Origin of the sequence: Pseudomonas sp. QE6, from assembly GCF_041379005.1 — a bacterium.
Classification (GTDB): domain Bacteria; phylum Pseudomonadota; class Gammaproteobacteria; order Pseudomonadales; family Pseudomonadaceae; genus Pseudomonas.
Genome location: NZ_CP166873.1, coordinates 1627263 through 1648499, shown reverse-complemented (window position 1 = coordinate 1648499; position 21237 = coordinate 1627263). Strand labels below are relative to the sequence as shown.

The following is a 21237-nucleotide window of genomic DNA, read 5'->3' as shown; positions in this document are numbered from 1 at the left end:
GCTCCTACAGGTCGAATCCGTGCGTGAACTTCCCTCACCCCAGCCCTCTCCCAGGGGGAGAGGGCGCCGTCCGTACCGGCTGACACCATGGTGTCAGCCTGCACCGAATGGACCCTCTCCCGCGTGCGGGAGAGGGTCAGGGTGAGGGGCCTTTGACCCTCAGAGGAACCAGCGATACTCCCGCGCGCTGACTTCGTTCATGAAGTCCAGGTGGTCGTGGCGCTTGTTCTCGCAGTAGACGAAGACGAACTCACTACCCAGGCCATCCTTCACCACCGGATGGTCTTCCATGGCGGAAACGGCGCCGAGCATGTCGCGGGGGAAGTCGATGCCGCTGGTGCGATCTTCGTTGAGCGGGGCGATGGGTTCACGCTTGGCTTCCAGGCCGTGCTCCATGCCGGTGAGGATCGCCGCCAGCACCAGGTAGGGGTTGGCGTCGGCGCCGGCCAGGCGGTGCTCGATGCGCAGGTTCTTGCCGTCGGACTCGGGGATGCGGATGCATGCATCGCGGTCCTCGAAGCCCCAGCTGGCCTTGCTCGCCGCGTTCACGCGGGAGCCGTAGCGGCGGTAGGCATTGTGGTTGGCGGCGAAGATCGGCATGCAGTGCGGCAGCAGTTCCAGGCAGCCGGCCACGGCGTGACGCAGGGCCTGCTGGTTGTCACCCTCGAGCAGGTTGTTGCCGTCGCGGTCGTAGAGGCTGACGTGCACGTGCATGCCGCTGCCCGGCGCGTGCAGGTAGGGCTTGCTCATGAAGCTGGCGCGGTAGCCGTGCTTGAGCGCCACACCACGGGTGGCGCGGGCGAACAGCGCGGCCTGGTCGGCGGCATGCAGGCCGTCGTCGCAGTGGGCGAAGTTGATCTCGAACTGGCCCGGGCCGATCTCGGCGGTGATCACGTTGGCATCCACGCCCTGCTCGCGGGAGGCCTCGACGATCTCATGGAGCACGTCGGAGAAGCGCGACAGGCGCTCGATGTGCATGTTCGGCTGGTCGTCCTCGTCATCGCACAGCGGGTCGCGCGGGTACTGCGGCAGCCCGGCGTCGAGCTTCTTGTCGAACAGGTAGAACTCCAGCTCGAAGGCCACCACCGGGCGGATGCCCTTGGATTCCAGGCGCTGCATGACGCGGGCGAGCACTTCGCGCGGTTCGAACTCGATGGGCGCGTGGGTGCCGTCGGAACTGATCAGCATCTGGCCCAGCGGCTGGTTCTCCCAGCGCACCGGTTTGAGCGAGCCGGGGATCAGGCGGCGCGGCGCATCCGGGTCGCCGTCGTTGAAGCAGTAGTCGCCGATCGGGTGCAGGCCGCCCTGCGCGCCCAGCAGCACGCAGTTCTGCGGCAGTTTCAGCGGACTGCCGGCAGCGACCTTTTCCAGCATGTCCACGGGGTAGCGCTTGCCGTAGAAGTGGCCGGGAATGTCCAGGCAGATCAGGTCGACATAGCGGATGTCCGGGTATTGCTGGCGGAAGGCGCGGACTTCGCTGAGCAGGTCGGGATAGGTTGGGCGGTTCATTGGGATTGCCTTTTGTTCTCGGGAGCCTGGAGTAATTTCGAGGTGGGACCGTCGCGAGCGAAGGCCAGGCAAGGCGGAAGTCGGCTCGGATGCGGAGTTTAGGCCGCTAAATGAGCAATCCGAGCCGACTTCCAACGCAGCATGGGCGAGCGCAGCAGGTACCGGTCGAAATTCAGGTGAAGATCCAGAGCACCCTTGTCGGTTGGTCGGTGAGGTTGCCGTAGCGGAACTGGCTGTGCGGCGGCAACTGGAAACTGTCGTTGGCATGCAGGGTGACGGTGTCGCCCTCGTACCAGATGGTCAGCTCGCCTTCGAGGACGAAACCGCCCTGCTCCGAACTGTCGTTCAGGTGCCCCTCGCCACTGGTGGCGCCAGGGGCGAGGATGCTGTCGAGCATGGAGAAGCCGCCGGACATGTTCGGCGAAGCGAGGATGTCGGTGACGCCGCCGGCGTAGTACAGGGTGCGGCGATCGGCCGGGCGGGTGACCCAGTCGAGCTCGCGACGGGTGTCGCCGGCATAGAAGTAGGTGGTTGGCACCCCGAGGGCTTCGCTGATGGCGGTGAGGTCGGCCACGGTGGGCTGCGACAGGCCGCGCTCGACCTGGGAGAGGAAGCCCACCGAGCGGCCGATCTGTTCGGCCAGCGCGCCCAGGGTGAGGTTCTTGTGCTTGCGCAGGTCGCGGATCAGCGTGGCAAGGTGTTCGTTGGTGACCGTCTGGGTCATGGCGAAATCCGATTCAGAAAAAGTCGCGCAATCGATACCAGGCCTTGCCGACGGCTTCCAGTGGCGCAGCGAATCGCTGACCGCCGGGGAACCCGGGATTGCGGATGCGTTGATAGAGGTCAAGCTCGTCGCCGCGTCCCAGCATCGCCTCGCTCACCGCGCGGGCGGCGGCCAGGCTCGGCAGCACGCCGTGGCCGGAATAGCCCTGCAGCCAGTACAGCTCGCCGCGCCGGCCGATGTCCGGAGTACGGCGCAGGGTGCAGTCGATGTGGCCGCCCCAGGCGTACTCCAGCTCCACGCCCTTGAGCTGCGGGAATACCCGCTCGATGTAGGGGCGCGTGGCGGCGCGGATATCGCTGGGCATGCCGCCCAGGTAGGTGCAGCCGCCGCCGAACAGCAGGCGGTGGTCGGGGGTCAGGCGGAAGTAGTCGAGGACGAACTGGTTGTCGGTGACGCAGCAGTTCTTCGGCAGCAGCGAGCGTGCCAGCTCTTCGCCCAGGGGCGCGGTGGCGACCTGGTAGGTACCCACCGGCAGGATGCGTTCGGAGACGTCGCGGTCCAGCCCGTCGATATAGGCGTTGCAGGCCAGCACCAGGGAGGCGCAGCGCACGCTGCCATGCTCCGTAGTCACCTCATAGCCGCTGCCGTTCTCGCGGAAGCTCAGGGCGCGGGTCTGCTCGAAGATGCGTCCGCCGGCACGCTCGAAGGCACCCGCCAGGCCGTAGGCCAGCTTGAGCGGGTTCAGGTGGGCGGAATTGGGGTCGTAGAGACCGGCCTGGTAGCGGTCGCTGGCGATCCACTCCGGCAGTTCCTCGCGCGGCACGAAGCGCAAGCCTTCATAGCCCCAGCGGCGGTTGGCCTCGGCCTGCCAGTCGTAGAGCGAGCCGACGCGGCGCTTGAGCACCGCGGTCCACAGGTGGCCGATGCGGTAGTCGCAGTCGAAGCCGTGGCGTTGCGGCAGGTCGCGCAGTTCGTGGGCGGCCCAGAGCATGCCCTGCCAGAGGCGCAGCGCGCCTTCGTGGCCGAGGTCGGCCTCGATCGGACCCAGGTCGCTGGACCAGCCCGGCAGGGCCTGGCCGCCGTTGCGCCCGGAGGCGGCCCAGGCGATGCGGCTGGCTTCGATCATGCAGACCTGGCGTCCGCCTTCGGCGAGTTGCAGGGCCGTGTGCAGGCCACTGAAACCGGCGCCGATCACCAGCACTTCGCACTCCAGCGGCTCGCGCAGGGCCTCGCGCGGCTGGATCAGCTCGGGGTTGGCGCCGGCATAGTAAGTGCCGACCGGCTCGGTCGAACGCAGGAACATGGCCACCTCGTGAAATTGTTTTGTTTATTTTTCATGAAAAATAACAGAACAAATTTCACAAGGCTAGCCCAGCGCATCCCTCATCGACGGAAAGCGGCGTCGAGTATCAGGACGCCAGCACCGCCGTGCTGGATTCCTCTTCACGCTTCTGCCGCATGCTGACCACGATCACCAGCGCCACCAGGATGCCGGCGAGGATCGCCGAGGAGCCGATGGTGCCGAAGTCCAGGCCGCCCTTCTCGTGGGACTTAGTCAGCACGTCGCCCAGGGTCGCGCCGAACGGGCGGGTGAGGACGAAGGCGACCCAGAACAGCAGCACCGAGGACAATCTGGTGAAATAGTGCAGCAGGACCACGACCGCGATCAGGCTGCCGATCAGCAGCGCGCCGCCGGCGAAGCCCAGGCCGGAATCGTCGGCGAGGAAGTCGCCCAGCGCGGTGCCCAGGGTGTTGGAGAAGAGGATCGCCACCCAGTAGAACATCTCGCCCTTGAAGCTGCGGATGTTGTCCACCGACAGCGAGGTGCCGCTGAAGCGCCAGGCTGCGAAGATCGCCACCAGGATGCTCACCAGGATCGCCGAGCCGCTGGCGTAGCCCAGCTCCAGGGTGCGGTCCATGAAGTCCGACATGGTGGTGCCGGCGGTGCTGGTGGAGAGGATCACCAGCCAGTACAGCCAGGGCACATAGCGTTTGCTGGCGAGCTGGCCGATCAGGGTGACGAGGAAGACGCTGATGAGGATCAGCGAGCTGATCGCATAGCCGACGTTCAGTGTCATCGACAGCAGGTCGCCGGCGGTTTCCCCCAGGGTGGTGGCGCAGATTTTCATCACCCAGAAGGCCAGGGTGATCTGTGGCAGTTTGTTCACGGGCAAGACTCCGGAAGTGGGCGGAATGGACGCGCGCCCTTCCCGCCGGCCGCGTCACCGGCACCCGGAGTAACTGTGGGCTCCCCCCAACGACCCCATGGTGCACGGTGGAGAAGACTGAGGTCCGCGCAGTCAAGAAAGGGTCAAGCCGGAATGAAAAATCCATTCGATGCAGGCTTTTCCCGGCCTCCCACAAGTGACAGATGGCCGTCTGTTGCTATGGTTTGAAGGGGGCGATACGCCCGAGAATGCTGTGCTACGCGTATGGGCCGGCGCATGGGGATAGGGATGAATCAGATGATCAAAGCGCAACCGTACTGCAAGAACTGCCGGCTGGCGCCGCCGACCTTGAGCGATGACAAGATCCAGGAGCTGGAGGCGATCATCAAGCCGGGCCACCTGCTCAACAAGGGCGATTTCGTGTTCCGCCAGGGCGACCCGTTCCACAACGTGTACCTGGTCCGCTCCGGCTCGATCAAGACCTTCACCACCAACGAGCAGGGCCTGGAGAAGATCACCGGATTCTATTTCGCCACCGAGATCTTCGGCTTCTCCGGCATGGGCGAAGGCAGCTACCCGGTATCGGCGCAGGCGCTGGAAAGCACGCTGTGCAGCGAGATTCCCTTCAGCCAGCTGGAAGCGCTGTCGAACCAGATTCCGGGGCTTTCGCACCAGATCATGCTGATGATGAGCCGCAAGATCCGTGAGGATCAGCAGATGAAACTGCTGCTCTCAAGGCTGAACTCGGACTCGCGCATTGCCGCCTTCCTGCTGAACATTTCCGCGCACTTCCGCGACCGGGGCTTCTCGGCCACGCGCTTCCGACTGAGCATGTCGCGCAACGAGATCGGCGACTATCTGGGGCTGGCGGTGGAGACCGTGTCGCGCAGCTTCACCCGCCTGCAGAAGCACGGGTTGGTGCGGGTGGACGGGCGGGAGACGGAGATTCTCGATTTCACCGAGCTGTGCGCCCTGGCGGGGGGTGAGGTCGAGCTCTGAGTTCACGGCGAGATTCGTTCGCGAGCAAGCTCGCTCCTACAAGAACAGCCCGCGCAGAACTGGCTTTCGTAGGAGCGGAGCTTCTCCGCGATCACCGCGATAGCGGTGCCATCTCAAACACCGAGCGGCCGGCTGGATTCGCGGACAAGGTCCGCTCCTACGGGAGCGTACCCTGCCAGACTTGAACGCTGGAATTACGTCCCGATCACACCCCCATCATCCTTGGTGATCACCAGCGTCGTGGAGCGCGGGATGCTCTTGCCGTCGCTGGCCGGGAAGCTGATACCCGGATGCTGGATGTTCACCCACATAGTCCTGCCATCCGGGCTCTGGGTGATGCCGGTCAGCTCGCAGCCGCGCGGGCCGACCAGGAAGCGGCGCACCTCGCGGCTGTGCGGGTCGGCGCAGAGCAGCTGGTTGCAGCCCATGACATGCATGGGCTTCTCGGCGTCGTCGTAGTCGGTCTCGATCCACAGGCGGCCGGCGGTGTCGAAGTACAGGCCATCCGGCGAGGAGAAGATGTCGCCGTTGATGCTGCCGACCAGGTTCTCCGGCGCGCCGGAGCCCTTCTGCTCACCGGCCAGCAGGAAGACTTCCCACTGGAAGCGGGTCGCCGTCGGGTCGCCACCGGCCTCGTTCCAGCGCAGGATCTGCCCGTGCAGGTTTTCCTTGCGCGGGTTGGCCGCGTCCACCGGCTGCTTCCTGCCGCGGCCGTCGTTGTTGGTGAGGCTGACGTAGACCTCGCGGGTGCTCTGCTGCACAGCGACCCACTCGGGACGGTCCATCGGGGTGGCGCCCAGCTTGTCGGCGGCGGCGCGGGCGTTGACCAGCACCTCGGCCTGGCTGGCGAAGCCGTTCTCGGCGGTCAGGCCGTTCTGGCCATGCACCAGCGGCAGCCACTGGCCGCTGCCATCGGCGTTGAAGCGGGCGACATAAAGGGTGCCTTCGTCCAGCAGGTCACGGTTGGCGGCGCGGTTGTCCGGGTCGTACGTGCCGGCCGGGACGAACTTGTAGATGTACTCGCCCTTGGTGTCGTCGCCATAGTAGAAGGCCATGCGGTTGTCCGCGCCCAGCGACAGGGTCGAGCACTCGCGGCAGAAGCGGCCGACGGCGGTGCGCTTCTTCGGCGTGGATTTGGGATCGAACGGGTCGATCTCCACCACCCAGCCGAAGCGGTTCGGCTCGTTGACGTGGCCGCCGTGGGCCTGGTCGGCCCTGGGGGTGGCGTCGAAGCGCGCGTCCACCGCCTCCCAGGCGTAGTAGTTGCTGAACTGGCCGTTGGACAGGCCGTAGCGCTTGTGCGAGACGCGCTTGGCGTAGTCGTCCTTGTCGCGGTTGACGAAGTACTGGTGCCAGTTCTCCTCGCAGGCGAGGTAGGTACCCCAGGGCGTGACACCCATGGAGCAGTTGTTCAGGGTGCCGAGCACCTGCCTGGCGTCCGGATCGCTGGCGGTACGCAGCAGGTCGTTGCCGGCCAGCGGGCCGGACAGTTCCAGCGGCGAGCTGCCGGTGATGCGGCGGTTGTAGCTCGAACCCTCGACGCGCTGCCACTGGCCGCTGGCGTTCTTCTTCACCTCGATCACGCTCAGGCCGTGGGCGGCGATTTCCTTGCGCACCTCGCCTTCCGGGCGGCCACGGGAGCCATCGGGGCGGTCTTCGAAGGTCTGGCCCTTGGCGTGCAGCGTCGGGTTGATGTACTCGTGGTTGATCACCAGCAGGCCATGGCTGTCCGGCGCATCCGGGAAAGGGAAGTAGTGCATGCCGTCATGGTTGTCGCCGGCCTGCAGTTCCTGGGCTTTCCAGTCCTCGCTGGCGTCGCCCTTCCAGGCCGGGGAGCCGCTGACCACCGGGTCGCCCCAGGAGAAGAACGGCCGGGCGGTATAGCCTTCGGCGACGATCACCCGGTCGAACTTCGGGTCCTGCTGCACCGGCACGCCCTTGAAGCCCAGCAGCGCGGACGGCACCGGAGCATCGGCGGCGAACAGCGAGCGGCCGGGGAACAGTCCGCCACCGAGAAAGCCGACCGCGCCGAGCACCAGGCTGTTCTTCAGCAGGCGGCGCCGGGCCGGGTCGATCAGCTCGCTCATCGGCACGTTGCCGGAGGGGTTGACCGCCTGGTCATCGAAGGCGGCCAGTCGATCGTGAAAGTCCTGGAATCGTTCGCTCATGGAGGGGTTCCTTCCGCGCGGCCGTCGGCGGGACGGCTCGGGTTGTCAGTAAAAGATATGCGCGGAAGGTTAGGAACGCGGTGTTACGACGGGATGACAGCGCCGCCGGCCCCATCGAGGGAGCCGGCGGCGGGAAGAAAAGCCGCCCCACAGGACCAAGACGACGTCCGGAGGCGGGCGCGAGGGCATTTGCGAAGCAGCGCGGCTCAGGTTTGCAGGCCGCCCTGCTCCGAACATTCGGGGCCCGCCAGGCGGGCCGTCCAGTCTTCCAGCACGCCACTGGTGAGGCGTTGCGCGGCGGTCTTGCGCCAGCGCAGGGAGAGCGCGTCGCAGGCCATCATCAGGCGCAGTCCGGTACGTTCCAGCGGGTGACCGAAGTACCAGTCCAGCAGGCTCGCCACGGAGAGCTGCGGGTAGTGCCGTTGCACCAGTTCCAGCGGTGCGTCGGGTGCAACCATGCCGGCACGACGGACCCGGTAGAACCAGCCGCAGCGCCCCTGCTCCTGCACCTCGAAGGGCAGCTCGGGCAGGTTCCAGCGCCGCGCCAGGCGATAGCTGGGCGAACGCGGCTGGCTCACTTCGATCAGCGCCTCGCCCCAGCGGAACAGGTCGCCGATGCACACCTCGTGTTCATTGAGGCCGAAGGTCGACAGGTTCTCGCCGAAGGCCGGCTGTCGCCAGCGCGTCTGCGGGTGCTGCTTGCGCCAGTGGCGGTAGTGCTCGGCCGGATAGTGGTGCAGCGCGCGGTCCAGGCCGCCATCGCGGCGCAGGTCGGCCCGTGCGTCCCCCGGCAGCCCCTCGGCGCCGAGCCAGACTTCCTGATGCGCTTCCAGCTTGTCGATGTCGCTGAGCAAACCGCCCCAGCTCTCTTCGACTTTGCCTATGAAAACGCCCTGGATGACGATGCCTTCCACCTTTGTCTACCCATCTGAGACAGCGGACAAGCGCTAGAGTAGAGGTCTGGATAGGTGACTATCCATTTCGATTTTCCAGTTTCGTTGATAAGCAGACCTTATGGATTTTCGCCAGCTCCGCTATTTCGTCGCGCTCTATGAGGAAGGCCATGTCGGGCGTTCCGCCGAACGCCTGGCGATTTCCCAGCCGGCGCTGTCGCAGCAGATCCGCCAGTTGGAGCAGAACCTCGACGTGGCGCTGTTCCAGCGCAGCGGCAAGCGCCTGCTGCCCACCGCCGCCGCGCACACGCTGTACAACCACGCGGTGCCGCTGCTGGACGGCCTGGAACGCGCCCGCGAGTCCCTGCGGGCTTATCGCGGGCAGAGCGCGCGGAGCCTGAGCATCGGCGTGTTGCAGACGGTCAACGCCAACCTGGTGCCGCACCTGGTGGAGCGCCTGCACAGCGCGCAGCCGCACGTGCAGGTACGCATCTATGAACTCTCGGGCGTGGAGATCGAGCGACGCCTGCTGGCCGGTCAGCTGGACATCGGCATCGGCTTCCTGCCACCGCGCCAACCGGCGCTGCACGGCGTGGAGCTGTACCCGGACGAGCTGCAACTGGTGATCGCGGCGGACCATCCGCTGAAGGATTTCAAGAAAGTCTCCCTGGCCCAGGCGGCGGAATTGCCGATGCTGTTGCTGGGCGAGGAATTCCGCGCCCGGCAGATCTGGCAGGAGCAACTGGCGGCCATCGGCCGGCGACCACGGGTGCAGGCGGAGCTGAACCATATGAGCGGCATCCTCGACAGCCTGCCGCAGAGCCGCTTCGCCACCGTGCTACCGGGGCGCGCACGACAGATGCACGGCAATCCGAACCTGCTGTGGAAGCCGTTGAGCGAGCCGCGCATTCCGCTGAGCGTGGGGCTGGTGTATCGCGACGCGCAGCGCCAGCAGCCGACGGTGGAGCTGTTGCGGTCGTTGCTCGACGGGGCGGTGTAACGGGGCAGGAGCTCCGGCTCTCGTAGGAGCGGAGCTTCTCCGCGATCACCGCGACAGCGGTGCAATCTCCTGCCACCGGCCTATCGGCCGGATTCGCGGATAAGATCCGCTCCTACGAAAGCAGGCGCATCGCGACACAAAAATCCCAGGCAAGAAAAAACCCCGCTTCTTTCGAAGCGGGGTTTTGCAGACCGATATCCTGACGTCCGTGCTGGCCACCATCCGTGGTGGATTCCCTTGTTTCCGTATTGTCGTTGGCGCTTCCTGCGCAATGTCCTGACTGAGGAAAAGGTTAACCGCGTAAGGACATTTCAGACAGACGCTGATCACCACCAGCGTTTGTAAGCCTAGGCTTACACGTTATCGTGATACCCCGGTTACCAAACCGTATAAAAAAGCCCCGCCGAAGCGGGGCTTTTGCGTAGCGCTTAGAACTGCGCGGCGTCCAGCAGGTACAGCGACTCGCTGCCGGCCTTCACCGAGGCGGTCAGGGAGTGGATGCGCGGCAGCAGGCGGGCGAAGTAGAAGCGCGCGGTGCCCAGCTTGCTGGCGTAGAACTCGTCCTGGCCTTCCTTGCCCAGCGCGGCGCGCGCCATCAGGGCCCACATGTACGCATAGGCGGTGTAGCCGAAGGCGTGCAGGTACTCGACCGAGGCGGCGCCGATCTCGTTCGGGTTGCCCTTGGCACGGTCCAGGACCCAGGCGGTCAGCTCGTCCAGATTCTGCACGGCGGCGTTCAGCGGGCCGGTGAACTCGGAAAGCTCAGCCGACGCCGAAGCGGTGAAGGCGCGAATCTCATCGGTGAACAGCTTGGCGTAGGCGCCGCCGCTGCCGACGATCTTGCGGCCCATCAGGTCCAGCGCCTGGATGCCGTTGGTGCCTTCGTAGATCTGGGTGATGCGGCAGTCGCGCACCAGCTGCTCCTGGCCCCACTCGCGGATGAAGCCGTGGCCGCCGAAGATCTGCTGGCCATGAATGGTGGTTTCCAGGCCCATGTCGGTGAGGAAGGCCTTGGCCACCGGGGTCAGCAGGGCAACCAGTTCCTCGGCGCGCTTGCGGGTGGCCGGCTCTTCGCTGTACTTGGCGGTGTCCAGCTGCATCGCGACGTAGCTGGAGAAGGCGCGGCCGCCCTCGTTCAACGCCTTCATGGTCAGCAGCATGCGGCGCACGTCCGGGTGCACGATGATCGGGTCGGCGGCCTTGTCCTGGGCCACCGGGCCGGTCGGCGCGCGGCTCTGGATGCGCTCACGGGCGTACTCCACGGCGCTCTGGTAGGAGCGCTCGCCAGTGGCCAGGCCCTGGATGCCGACGCCCAGGCGCTCGTAGTTCATCATGGTGAACATGGCGGCCAGGCCCTTGTTCGGCGCATCGACGATCCAGCCGGTGGCGCCGTCGAAGTTCATCACGCAGGTGGCGGAGGCCTTGATGCCCATCTTGTGCTCGATGGAGCCACAGGACACGGCGTTGCGCCCGGCCAGGGAGCCGTCTTCGTTGACCATCACCTTCGGCACCAGGAACAGCGAGATGCCCTTGGAGCCGGCCGGCGCGTCGGGCAGCTTGGCCAGCACCAGGTGGATGATGTTCTCGGTGAGGTCGTGCTCGCCGCCGGTGATGAAGATCTTGGTGCCGGAAATCTTGAAGCTGCCGTCAGCCTGCGGTTCGGCCTTGGTGCGGATCATGCCCAGGTCGGTGCCGGCGTGCGGTTCGGTCAGGCACATGGAACCCGCCCAGGTGCCGGCGTACATGTTCGGCAGGTACTTGGCTTTCAATTCTTCGCTGGCGTGGTTGAGCAGCGACAGGCAGGCGCCGGCGGTCAGCATCGGGTACAGGCCGAAGGACAGGTTGGCCGAGTTGACCATTTCCTCGACCTGGGCGCCGATCACCTTGGGCATGCCCATGCCGCCGAATTCCGGCGCGCCGCCCACGCCCACCCAGCCGCCTTCGGCGTAGGTGCGGTAGGCCTCGGGGAAGCCGGCCGGGGTCTTCACGCCCTCGGCGCTCCAGCTGCAGCCTTCCTCGTCGCCGCTGCGGTTCAGCGGGGCGATCACGCCGCCGGTGACCTTGCCGGCTTCTTCGAGGATCGCGCTGGCGGTCTCGGCGTCGACGGTCTCGGCCAGCGCCGGCAGTTCTGCCCAGAGCTTGGCAACCTCGAAGACCTCATTGAGGACGAATTGCATGTCACGCAGGGGAGCTTTGTAGTCAGCCATGATAAATCCTCGAACGAAAACGACGGCTGATCAGCCAGCCAGCGGTATCAGAATAGGAGGTACGCGAAGGTACGCCGCCGGAGTTTACTCCAACAACTTTTCAGACTTTAAGCGTCATGTTGTGACCAAACAACAATAGATTGGTCACGAAATGTAGCTGTGACGAAAAGGCCCGCACACGGCGGGCCTTCTCGTCTGGCGCGCGATTTACAGGGCGAACTGTTCGGCCGACAGGCGCATCAGTACGTCGGAACCGGCCTCCGCCGCCGCCACGTGAGCCTGGGCGCGCGGCAGCAGGCGGCTGAAGTAGAACTCGGCGGTCACCAGCTTCGCTTGGTAGTAGGCCGCCTCGCCGGCACCCTCCTCCAGCTTCTGTTGGGCGACCAACGCCATGCGCAGCCAGAAGTAACCCAGAGTCACGTAGCCGGAGAACATCAGGTAATCCACCGAGGCGGCGCCGACTTCGTCCGGGTTCTTCATGGCGGCCATGCCGACCTTCTGGGTCAGCTCGCCCCACTGCTTGTTCAGCGCCGCCAGTTGCGCGACCTGCGCTTTCAACTGCGGATGCTCGGCCTGCTGCTGGCAGAGCTGGTGGACCAGCTTGGTAAAGCCCATCAGCAGCTTGCCCTGGCTGCCGAGGACCTTGCGCCCCAGTAGGTCCAGCGCCTGGATGCCGTTGGTGCCCTCGTAGATCGGCGCAATGCGGCAGTCGCGCACCAGCTGTTCCATGCCCCACTCGCGGATGAAGCCGTGGCCGCCGAACACCTGCATGCCGATGTTGGTGACCTCAAGGCCGGTCTCGGTCATGAAGGCCTTGCAGATGGGGGTGAGGAAGGCCAGCAGGTTGGCGGCGCGCTCGCGTTCCTCGGCGTCCTGGGAAAGGTGTTCTATGTCCAGCAGCTGCGCGGTGAAATAGGCCAGCGCGCGGTTGCCTTCGTTGAACGCCTTCATGGTCAGCAGCATGCGGCGCACGTCCGGGTGCACGATGATCGGGTCGGCGGGCTTCTCCGGCGCCTTCGGGCCGGTCAGCGAGCGCATCTGCAGGCGGTCCTGGGCGTAGCGCACGGCGCCCTGGTAGCTGGTCTCGCCGAGGCAGAGTCCCTGCATGCCGGTGCCCAGGCGCGCATGGTTCATCATGGTGAACATGCAGGCCAGGCCCTTGTTGGCCTCGCCGATGAGGAAGCCACGGGCGCCGTCGAAGTTCATCACGCAGGTGGCCGAGGCCTTGATGCCCATCTTGTGCTCGATGGAGCCGCAGGCCACGGCGTTGCGCTCGCCAGCCTCGCCGTTCGCGTCGAGATTGAACTTGGGCACGATGAACAGCGAGATGCCCCTGGTGCCAGCCGGCGCATCGGGCAGCTTGGCCAGCACCAGGTGGATGATGTTCTCGCTCAGGTCGTGTTCGCCGGCGGAGATGAAGATCTTGGTGCCGGTGATCGCGTAGCTGCCGTCGGCGTTGGGCACGGCGCGGGTCTTGATGATGCCCAGGTCGGTGCCGCAGTGCGGCTCGGTGAGGCACATGGTGCCGGTCCAGACCGCGCTGGTCATGCGCGGCAGGTAGGTGTTCTTCTGCTCCTCGCTGCCGTGGGCGTGGATGGCGGCCATGGCGCCCTTGGTCAGGCCGGGGTACATGCCCCAGGAGCAGTTGGACGCGCCGATCATCTCGCTGACCAGCAGGCCGAGGGACGGCGGCAGGCCCTGGCCGCCGTATTCCGGATCGCTGGAGATGCCGTTCCAGCCGGCCTCGACGTACTGGGCGAACGCCTCCTTGAAGCCCTCGGGGGTGGTCACAGTGCCGTTGTCGAAGTGGCAGCCTTCCTCGTCGCCGGAGCGGTTCAGCGGGGCGAGTACCTGCTCGCAGAACTTGGCGCCCTCTTCGAGGATGGCGGCGAACATGTCCGGGGTGGCGTCGGTGGCGCCGAGAGCTTGGTAACGGCCGGTGAAGTCGAAGACTTCGTCGGTGAGGAAGCGCACGTCGCGCAGGGGGGCCTTGTACTCGGGCATCGCGAATCTCCGTTCGGTTCAGGGCGCCAGAGTGGCGCGGAAACCTCGAACCTAAAGCTGCGCGGATGCCCGGGCAATCAGGCTGCACGCGCTGAATGCGCAGCCATAAGCAGGCATCACCCCGTGCGTACCGCGCCGCGGTGGGCCTGCCCGTGCACCGCCACCCGGTTGCGGCCGCCGCTCTTGGCCGAATACAGCGCCTGGTCGGCGCCCTTGATCACTTCTTCCGGGCTGCGCCGCTCGCCGTCGCGCTCGGCGACGCCGACGCTGATGGTCACCGAGACCGTCTGCGCTTCCCTGCCGCTGCGCCTGCTGCGACCCTGGCGATCGTCCCTGGGCCGGTTGCCACGGTCGCGCAGCTGCACCGCGTAGCCCTCGATGGCCCGGCGCACCGCGTCCAGGTGCGGCAGGCACTCCTCCACCGATTTGCCGGAGAACACCAGGGTGAATTCCTCGCCACCGTAGCGATACGCCTTGCTACCCCCACCGGTGCGCCGCAGCTGGCTGGCGACCATACGCAGTACCTGGTCGCCGACGTCGTGGCCGTGGCTGTCGTTGAATTTCTTGAAGTGGTCCACGTCGATCATCGCCAGCACGTACTGCTGACCCAGGCGCTGGAAGCGCTCGTTCAGCGCGCGGCGTCCGGGCAGACCGGTGAGCTCGTCGCGGAAAGCCATCTGGTACGCCTCGTGGGCCACCGCACCGGCCAGGTTGAGCATCACCAGGCTGGTCATCACGGTCAGTGCGTGGGGCAGGATGAACACCTTCGGCAGCATCCACAGCAGACCTGCCAGCCCCACCAGTTGCGCGGCGTGCAGCGGCCGCGGCTGGCGCAGGTAGGCGGCGAGCAGGGCGATGAAGGCGAGGATGAAGCCGAAGTAGGACAATTGCGCCAGGCTCATCCAGCGCCCGTGCAGCGAGGGCCAGTGGACGTCGCTGAGCAGCTCCGCCAGCCCCTGCGGGAAACGTTGCGCCAGCGCCGTCGCCGTCGCAGCCACCGCCAGCAGCACGGCGCTGCGGGCCAGCAGATCCTGCAGCGGCTGCATGCGTTCCTGCCAGATGCCGTACATCCCGTAGAGCAGCGGCAGCAGCACGCAGCACAGGTGGAACACCAGCGCCGCGTCCGCTCGGGTCGCGTGTTGGAGGCGGTAATAATCGACCTGGGTATCGAGCAGGAAGTAGGCGATGTACAGCACCCCCAGCATGAACAGTTGGCGCTGGCGGCCGTAGACCAGGCACAGCGCGCCCCCGAGCAACAGCAACAGGGTCGGCAGGACGTTGAACAGCGAAGTGAAGAATTCGGACAGTTCGGCCAGGGAGCCGGCGACGATGCCAGCCGGAATCAGCAGCAGGGGGGCAAGGAAGTGGCTGAGCCGGTAGGGGGCCGTAGGTCGCACAAGGAGTTCCGACGCGTGGGCGCCGGACTCGAGGTCAGCGGACCGGCAAGTGGCGTAATAATGGCACCTTCCAGCGGTAATTGCGTGCTCACGGACACGAAAAAGCCCGCCATCCGGCGGGCTTTTTCCTGTTCAGCAGACGGACGGCGAACCGCCCCTCCATGGCGCTGATCAGTAACCGAGGGCGAAATCTTCCTCGGCCAGGTCCATCAGGTTGTTGGCGCCGGACAGCATGGCACCGACGTGCGCGCGGGTGCGCGGCAGGATGCGCTGGAAGTAGAAGCGCGCGGTCTTCAGCTTGGCCTGGTAGAAAGCCTCTTCGCTGGTACCGGCGGCCAGCTTCTCGGCAGCCAGGCGAGCCATGTCGGCCCAGAAGTAGGCCAGGCAGGCGTAGCCGGAGTACATCAGGTAGTCCACCGAAGCGGCACCGACTTCCTCGCGGTCCTTCATGGCGGCCATGCCGACCTTCATGGTCAGTTCGCCCCACTCCTTGTTCAGCGCGGCCAGGGGTGCAACGAACTCCTTCACGGCTTCGTTGGCTTCGTTGGCCTGGCAGAACTTGTGCACGATCTTGGTGAAGCCCTTGAGCGCTTCGCCCTGGGTCATCAGGATCTTGCGGCCCAGCAGGTCCAGCGCCTGAACGCCGGTGGTGCCTTCGTACAGCATGGAGATGCGGCTGTCGCGGACGTTCTGTTCCATGCCGTGCTCGGCGATGAAGCCGTGGCCGCCATAGATCTGCACGCCGTGGTTGGCGGCTTCGAAGCCCACTTCGGTCATGAACGCCTTGGCGATCGGAGTCAGGAAGGCCAGCATCGCATCAGCGGCTTTCTTCTGCTCTTCGTCCTGGCTGCGCTGCACGATGTCCACCTGCTTGGCGGCGAAGTACAGCATGGCGCGGTTGCCTTCGGCGAAGGCCTTGGCGGTCAGCAGCATGCGGCGCACGTCCGGATGCACGATGATCGGGTCGGCGGCTTTTTCCGGGGCTTTCGGGCCAGTCAGCGAACGCATCTGCAGACGCTCGCGAGCGTAGGCGATGCCACCCTGGAAACCGATCTCGGCGTGGGCCAGGCCTTGCAGCGCGGTACCCAGGCGAGCGGTGTTCATGAAGGTGAACATGCAGTTCAGGCCCTTGTTCGGCGGGCCGATCAGGAAGCCGGTGGCGGCGTCGAAGTTCATCACGCAGGTGGCGTTGCCGTGGATGCCCATCTTGTGCTCGATGGAGCCACAGGAAACGGCGTTGCGCTCGCCTACGCCGCCTTCGGCGTTGGGCAGGAACTTCGGCACGATGAACAGCGAGATGCCCTTGGTGCCCTGCGGGGCGTCGGGCAGGCGGGCCAGCACGATGTGGACGATGTTGTCGGCCATGTCGTGTTCGCCAGCGGAGATGAAGATCTTGGTGCCGGTGACCTTGTAGGTGCCGTCAGCCTGCGGCTCGGCCTTGGTGCGCAGCATGCCCAGGTCGGTGCCGCAATGCGGCTCGGTCAGGCACATGGTGCCGGTCCACTCGCCGGAAACCAGCTTGGTCAGGTAGGTCTGCTGCTGCTCCGGGGTGCCGTGGGCGTGCAGGGTGTTCATGGCGCCATGGGACAGGCCCGGGTACATGCCCCAGGACCAGTTGGCCTGGCCAACCATCTCACTGATGGCCATGCCGAGGGATTCGGGCAGACCCTGACCGCCGTGCTCGACGTCATGGGCCAGACTCGGCCAGCCGCCTTCGACGAACTGCTGGTAGGCCTCCTTGAAGCCGGTCGGGGTCTTCACGCCTTCCGGGCTCCACTTGCAGCCTTCCAGGTCGCCAACGCGGTTCAGCGGAGCGATTACCTGTTCGCAGAACTTGGCACCCTCTTCGAGGATGGCATTGACCATATCCGGGGTGGCGTCTTGAGCGCCCGGCAGATTCTGGTAGTGCGCTTCGTAGCCCAGCAGCTCGTCGCGAACGAAACGGATATCACGCAAGGGGGCCTTGTAATCAGGCATAGCGGTAAACCTCTACGAAGGGTTCTGGTTAATGGGCGACCGGTCGTTGCGGTCGCAGTGCGGGATCGTTCCCGGCCGCCCAGTCGGTGCGCGCACGCATCCCGACAGTCAAACAGGCGTTTGAAACATACGTTTACGCCATACCCTTGTCAAGCATGCAGACCGACCACCCGGTCACGCTCGCAGGGCTACCGCCGGAGGGCCTTCGCGCCGCCGTCCTGAGATTGATTAAAGCCCATGGCAGAGCGGCCGGCGCGTCGCAAGGACAGCCGGCAGGGCGGGAAGAAAATACGGAGGGAAAGCGAACGTCAGGCGCGGATATCGATGAGGGTGCCGAGGGTTTCGTCGGCCGCCTGGATGACTTTGGCGCCGGCCTCGACCTCGCGCTGGCCGCGGCGCAGGTCCACCAGGTGACCCGCCAGGGCGTCGCTTGCGCCGCTGCGGGCGCTGGCTATCTGAGCGCCGGCCTGGTCGACGCGCTGCTGTCCGCTCTGGACCGAGCTCAGGCCCACGGCAAATGCATTACCGGAGATTTCCATCGGTGCGTCTCCCTGGACAAAAGCAGCCAATGGCCACCATTCAAGCAGACTTCCGCGCGCCCGGCCAGGCGTTGTTACAGATCGAGAATGCTCAGGTCCAGATGGGCGGCGACAGCGGAGGGCGTCGCCGGCGACAGGCGGGGCACCCGGCCGATGCAGGGCGCCGGCAGCCGTTCGGCCAGGGTCGCCAGGTTCTCCTCCAGGCGCGACGTGCTCGGGTCGACGATGTTCGCCACCCAGCCGGCCAGTTGCAGGCCATCCCGCTGGATCGCCTCGGCACTGAGCACCGCATGGTTGATGCAGCCCAGGCGCACGCCGACCACCAGGATCACCGGCAGGCCAAGGGCGATCGCCAGGTCAGACAGGCTTTCCTCTCCCGACAACGGCACCCGCCAACCGCCCGCCCCTTCCACCACCGTGAAGTCGGCGCCCAACTGGAGCACCGAGCGCACGGCCGGGGCCAGCGTCTCGACCTGCAGCTTCACGCCCTTCTCCCGCGCGGCGAGGTGCGGCGCGATGGCGGGCTGGAAGGCGAAGGGGTTCACCTGGTCGTAGGCCAGCGGCAGGCTGCATTCGGCCAGCAGCGCCAGCGCGTCCTCGTTGCGCAGTCCCTCGGGCGTCCGCTCGCAACCGGAGGCCACCGGCTTGGCTGCCGCCGTGGACAATCCGGCCAGCCGCGCTGCATGGAGCAGGCCGGCGGCGAGGGTGGTCTTGCCGATCTCGGTGTCGGTGCCGGTAATGAAGTAGGCGTGGGACATAGGTACCTCGGTGCTTTTCCGCAGGTGCGGACTGCGTCCGGGATCAGCCATCGACTCAATGGCCATCGCGGACAGCGTCCGCTCCTACTAAGAATAGATTTTGCGCAGGACGGCGTAGACCACCCGGTAGGTGGCCGGCAGTCCCTGGGGCTGGCGGAATTGTTCATAAGCGGTGATCAGCGCGCGCACCCGCTCGCGCCCGGTCAGCCCGTCGGGCCGGCCGGGGTTGAGGTTGTGCGCGCCGAGCGCCTTGAGTTCATGGGTGAGGCTGCGCAAATCGGGGAAATGCAGGACGCGGTCCTCGGTGCGCAGCTCCAGCACCTCCAGCCCGCTGGCGGCGCAATGCCGCTGGTAGTCCTCGAACGCGCGGAAGCGGTTCACATGGACGAAGCCATCCACCGCCTGCCAGGCACTGCGCAGCTCGCCCAGGGTGCCGATGCACAGGCTGCTGAACGCCAGCACGCCGTTCGGACGCAGCACCCGCCGTGCTTCGCTCAGCACCGAGGGCAGGTCCGCGCACCATTGCAGCGCCAGGCTGGAGAACAACAGGTCGCACGCCCCGTCGCGCAGCGGCAGATGCTCGGCGTCGCCACCGATGAAATGCTCAGCGCCACCCAGATCGCGGGCATGGCGCAGCATGCCTTCGGCGATGTCGACGGCCAGGCCATGGGCCTGTGGATAGTGCTCCGCCAGGGCGCGGGTGAAATAGCCGGTGCCGCTGCCCAGGTCGACCCAGCGCTGCGGCACCAGCTCGTTCGGCAACCGCTGCAGGAGTTGCGAGCCGACCGCGCGTTGCAGGTCGGCCACCGCATCGTAGGTCTCTGCGGCGCGGGAGAAGGAAGCGGCGACCTGACGCTTGTCAGGCAGCACGCTGTGACTGCTTTCAGGCATCGTCGCCCTCGTGGATGAATCTCAGGATGGCGGCGGCCGTTTCGTCCGGCTGTTCCAGCGGCAGGCCGTGGCTGGCGTCGGGCACCAGGCTGACCTCGACGTCCGGCAGCCATTCCAGCAGGGCGTCGGCGGCGGAGGCCGGCACCAGGGCGTCGTTGCCGGCGAACAGGTGCAACTGCGGGCCGGGATAGCGGCTCAGGGCGGCACGGGTATCGAGCTGGCCGAGCAACTGCAGGCCGGCGGTCAGGCCAGCGGCATCCAGTTGCGGCAGCGCCACCTGCAGTTGCCGCGCCAGGGTGCGGGCGTCACGCGCGCCCTGGCTGACCAGCAGGGTGAAGCGCTTGCGCACCAGCTGCGGCTCCAGCAGGAAGGCTTCGAAGAAATCTTCGAACACCTCATTGGCCATGGCTTCGGGCCAATCTTCGCGACGACGGAAGCAGGGGTTGCTGGCCAGGGTGACCAGCCCTCGGCAGGATTCGCCGCGCCGCGCCGCCAGCTCGGCGGCGAGCATGCCGCCCAGCGACCAGCCGGCGATCCAGGCGTCATGGGGGACGTTGTCGTCCAGTTCGTCGAGCCAGACGCCGGGGTCGGCATCGGTCGGCAACGGCTCGACCTGCACGTTCAGGTGCGGCGCCTGCTCCAGCAGCGCATCGCGCAGCGGTTCCAGCGGGGCGCTGCCCAGGCCCCAGCCCGGCAGCAGGATCAGTTGGTCACGCATCATCGCCCTCCTCGGCATCGATCTCTGCCAGAAGGCTAGACGACACGCGCTGCCAGCTTTCCGCCAGCGCCACGAGCAGGCGGTCGACCTGCGCCTCGCTGTGCGAGGCGGAAAGCGTCACGCGCAGGCGCGCGGTGCCGGCCGGCACGGTCGGCGGGCGGATGGCGCCGACCAGTATGCCGTGCTCGCGCAGCTCAGCCGACAGGGCCATGGCCTGGCGGCTGCCGCCGATGAAGATCGGCTGGATCGGCGTCGGGCTGTCCATCAGGCGCAGGCCGATGGCCTCGGCGCCGCTGCGGAAGCGGGCGATCAGCGCATTGAGATGGTCGCGGCGCCAGCTTTCGGCGCGCAGCAGCTCCAGGCTCTTCAGCGTGGCGCAGGCCACGGCCGGCGGCTGGCTGGTGGTGTAGATGTAGGGGCGGGCGAACTGGATCAGCGTCTCGATCAGTTCCTCGCTGCCGGCGACGAAGGCGCCCGCGGTGCCAAAGGCCTTGCCGAGGGTGCCGACCAGCACCGGCACATCGTCCATGCCCAGCCCAAAATGTTCGACGATGCCGCCGCCAGTCGCGCCCAGCGGGCCGAAGCCGTGGGCATCGTCGACCATCATCCAGGCGCCCTGCTTTCGAGCCGTCGCGCAAAGACTGGGCAGGTCGGCCAGATCGCCGTCCATGCTGAACACGCCATCGGTCACCACCAGGGTGTTGCCTTCGGCCTTGTCCAGGCGCGCGGCGAGGCTGGCGGCATCGTTGTGCAGGTAGCGCGAGAAGCGCGCGCCGGAGAGCAGGCCTGCGTCCAGCAACGAGGCGTGGTTGAGGCGGTCTTCCAGCACGCTGTCGCCCTTGCCCACCAGGGCGGTGACTGTGCCGAGGTTGGCCATGTAACCGGTGGAGAACAGCAGCGCACGCGGGCGGCCGGTGAACTCCGCGAGTGCCAGCTCCAGCTCGTGGTGCGGGCCGCAATGGCCGTTGACCAGGTGCGAAGCGCCACCGCCCACGCCCCAGCGCTCGGCGCCGGCGCGCAGGGCGGCGATCACCTCGGGGTGATTGGCCAGGCCCAGGTAATCATTGGAACAGAAGGCCAGCATCGGCTGGCCATCGATGAGCACATCCGGCCCCTGCGGGGATTCCAGCAGCGGGCGGCGGCGGTAAAGGTCCTCCGCCTGGCGCTGGGCCAGGCGGGCGGCGAGATCGAAAGACATACGCAACCCCGAATCGGCGACGGTCCTCCGGGAAGAGGACCTGTAGGAGCGAGCTTGCTCGCGAACAAGCGTCCAGGGCACTCAGCT

At 66.5% G+C, this 21237-nt stretch carries 17 protein-coding genes; 2 read left to right on the top strand and 15 right to left on the bottom strand.

All coding sequences use genetic code 11. The features are described 5' to 3' along the window. Positions 1 to 159 precede the first annotated feature (159 nt). From ACAW63_RS07455 to ACAW63_RS07440, 4 genes are all read right to left on the bottom strand, one after another. Positions 160 to 1509, bottom strand: a complete 1350-nt coding sequence (locus ACAW63_RS07455; RefSeq protein WP_371232774.1) for a glutamine synthetase family protein — start codon at positions 1507 to 1509, stop codon at positions 160 to 162. Positions 1510 to 1681: 172 nt separating this feature from the next. Continuing rightward, on the bottom strand, positions 1682 to 2233 hold the full coding sequence (locus ACAW63_RS07450; protein WP_371232772.1) for a helix-turn-helix domain-containing protein: 552 nt from the start codon (positions 2231 to 2233) through the stop codon (positions 1682 to 1684). A 13-nt stretch (positions 2234 to 2246) separates the two neighbouring features. Continuing rightward, on the bottom strand, positions 2247 to 3536 hold the full coding sequence (locus ACAW63_RS07445) for an NAD(P)/FAD-dependent oxidoreductase (RefSeq protein ID WP_371232771.1): 1290 nt from the start codon (positions 3534 to 3536) through the stop codon (positions 2247 to 2249). A gap of 106 nt (positions 3537 to 3642) precedes the next feature. Next, positions 3643 to 4401, bottom strand: a complete 759-nt coding sequence (locus ACAW63_RS07440) for a hypothetical protein (RefSeq protein ID WP_371232770.1) — start codon at positions 4399 to 4401, stop codon at positions 3643 to 3645. A gap of 288 nt (positions 4402 to 4689) precedes the next feature. Here ACAW63_RS07440 and fnr point away from each other — a divergent pair, with 288 nt between their 5' ends. Beyond that, positions 4690 to 5400: a fumarate/nitrate reduction transcriptional regulator Fnr gene (gene fnr, locus ACAW63_RS07435; RefSeq protein WP_275609892.1), complete on the top strand. Its 711-nt coding sequence runs from the start codon at positions 4690 to 4692 to the stop codon at positions 5398 to 5400. Positions 5401 to 5594: 194 nt separating this feature from the next. On the opposite strand, the gene ACAW63_RS07430 is transcribed toward fnr, so the two are convergent. Both ACAW63_RS07430 and ACAW63_RS07425 read right to left on the bottom strand, forming a co-directional pair. Continuing rightward, positions 5595 to 7568 (bottom strand): PhoX family phosphatase, encoded by a 1974-nt coding sequence (locus ACAW63_RS07430; RefSeq protein ID WP_371232767.1) that lies wholly within the window; start codon positions 7566 to 7568, stop codon positions 5595 to 5597. Positions 7569 to 7774: 206 nt separating this feature from the next. Next, the gene (locus tag ACAW63_RS07425; RefSeq protein ID WP_371232765.1) at positions 7775 to 8482 is read right to left on the bottom strand and encodes an MOSC domain-containing protein; all 708 of its coding nucleotides are present in this window, start codon (positions 8480 to 8482) and stop codon (positions 7775 to 7777) included. Between the two features lie 100 nt (positions 8483 to 8582). Between ACAW63_RS07425 and ACAW63_RS07420 the strand changes: the two genes are divergently transcribed. After that, a complete protein-coding gene (locus ACAW63_RS07420) occupies positions 8583 to 9461 on the top strand; it encodes a LysR family transcriptional regulator (RefSeq protein ID WP_371232763.1) in 879 nt (292 codons plus the stop codon). Between the two features lie 428 nt (positions 9462 to 9889). Here the strand turns inward: ACAW63_RS07420 and ACAW63_RS07415 are convergent, their stop codons facing one another. The 9 genes from ACAW63_RS07415 to bioF form a co-directional block, all read right to left on the bottom strand. After that, positions 9890 to 11668: an acyl-CoA dehydrogenase C-terminal domain-containing protein gene (locus ACAW63_RS07415; RefSeq protein ID WP_371232761.1), complete on the bottom strand. Its 1779-nt coding sequence runs from the start codon at positions 11666 to 11668 to the stop codon at positions 9890 to 9892. A 207-nt stretch (positions 11669 to 11875) separates the two neighbouring features. After that, positions 11876 to 13672 (bottom strand): acyl-CoA dehydrogenase C-terminal domain-containing protein, encoded by a 1797-nt coding sequence (locus ACAW63_RS07410; protein ID WP_371232760.1) that lies wholly within the window; start codon positions 13670 to 13672, stop codon positions 11876 to 11878. Positions 13673 to 13788: 116 nt separating this feature from the next. Further along, entirely contained in the window at positions 13789 to 15069 is a 1281-nt protein-coding gene (locus ACAW63_RS07405) for a diguanylate cyclase (RefSeq protein WP_371232758.1), read from the bottom strand. Between the two features lie 171 nt (positions 15070 to 15240). Beyond that, entirely contained in the window at positions 15241 to 17046 is a 1806-nt protein-coding gene (locus ACAW63_RS07400) for a phenylacyl-CoA dehydrogenase (RefSeq protein ID WP_371232756.1), read from the bottom strand. Positions 17047 to 17354: 308 nt separating this feature from the next. Then, on the bottom strand, positions 17355 to 17585 hold the full coding sequence (locus ACAW63_RS07395; protein WP_371232754.1) for a hypothetical protein: 231 nt from the start codon (positions 17583 to 17585) through the stop codon (positions 17355 to 17357). A 74-nt stretch (positions 17586 to 17659) separates the two neighbouring features. Then, positions 17660 to 18343 (bottom strand): dethiobiotin synthase, encoded by a 684-nt coding sequence (gene bioD / locus ACAW63_RS07390; RefSeq protein ID WP_331315819.1) that lies wholly within the window; start codon positions 18341 to 18343, stop codon positions 17660 to 17662. Positions 18344 to 18430: 87 nt separating this feature from the next. After that, positions 18431 to 19234, bottom strand: coding sequence for a malonyl-ACP O-methyltransferase BioC (gene bioC / locus ACAW63_RS07385; RefSeq protein ID WP_331315817.1), 804 nt, complete (start codon positions 19232 to 19234; stop codon positions 18431 to 18433). Next, positions 19227 to 19952, bottom strand: coding sequence for an alpha/beta fold hydrolase (locus ACAW63_RS07380; protein ID WP_331315815.1), 726 nt, complete (start codon positions 19950 to 19952; stop codon positions 19227 to 19229). Before ACAW63_RS07380 ends, bioC begins: the two co-directional genes overlap by 8 nt. Then, a complete protein-coding gene (gene bioF / locus ACAW63_RS07375; RefSeq protein ID WP_371232752.1) occupies positions 19945 to 21150 on the bottom strand; it encodes an 8-amino-7-oxononanoate synthase in 1206 nt (401 codons plus the stop codon). Before bioF ends, ACAW63_RS07380 begins: the two co-directional genes overlap by 8 nt. Between the last annotated feature and the right edge of the window lie 87 nt (positions 21151 to 21237).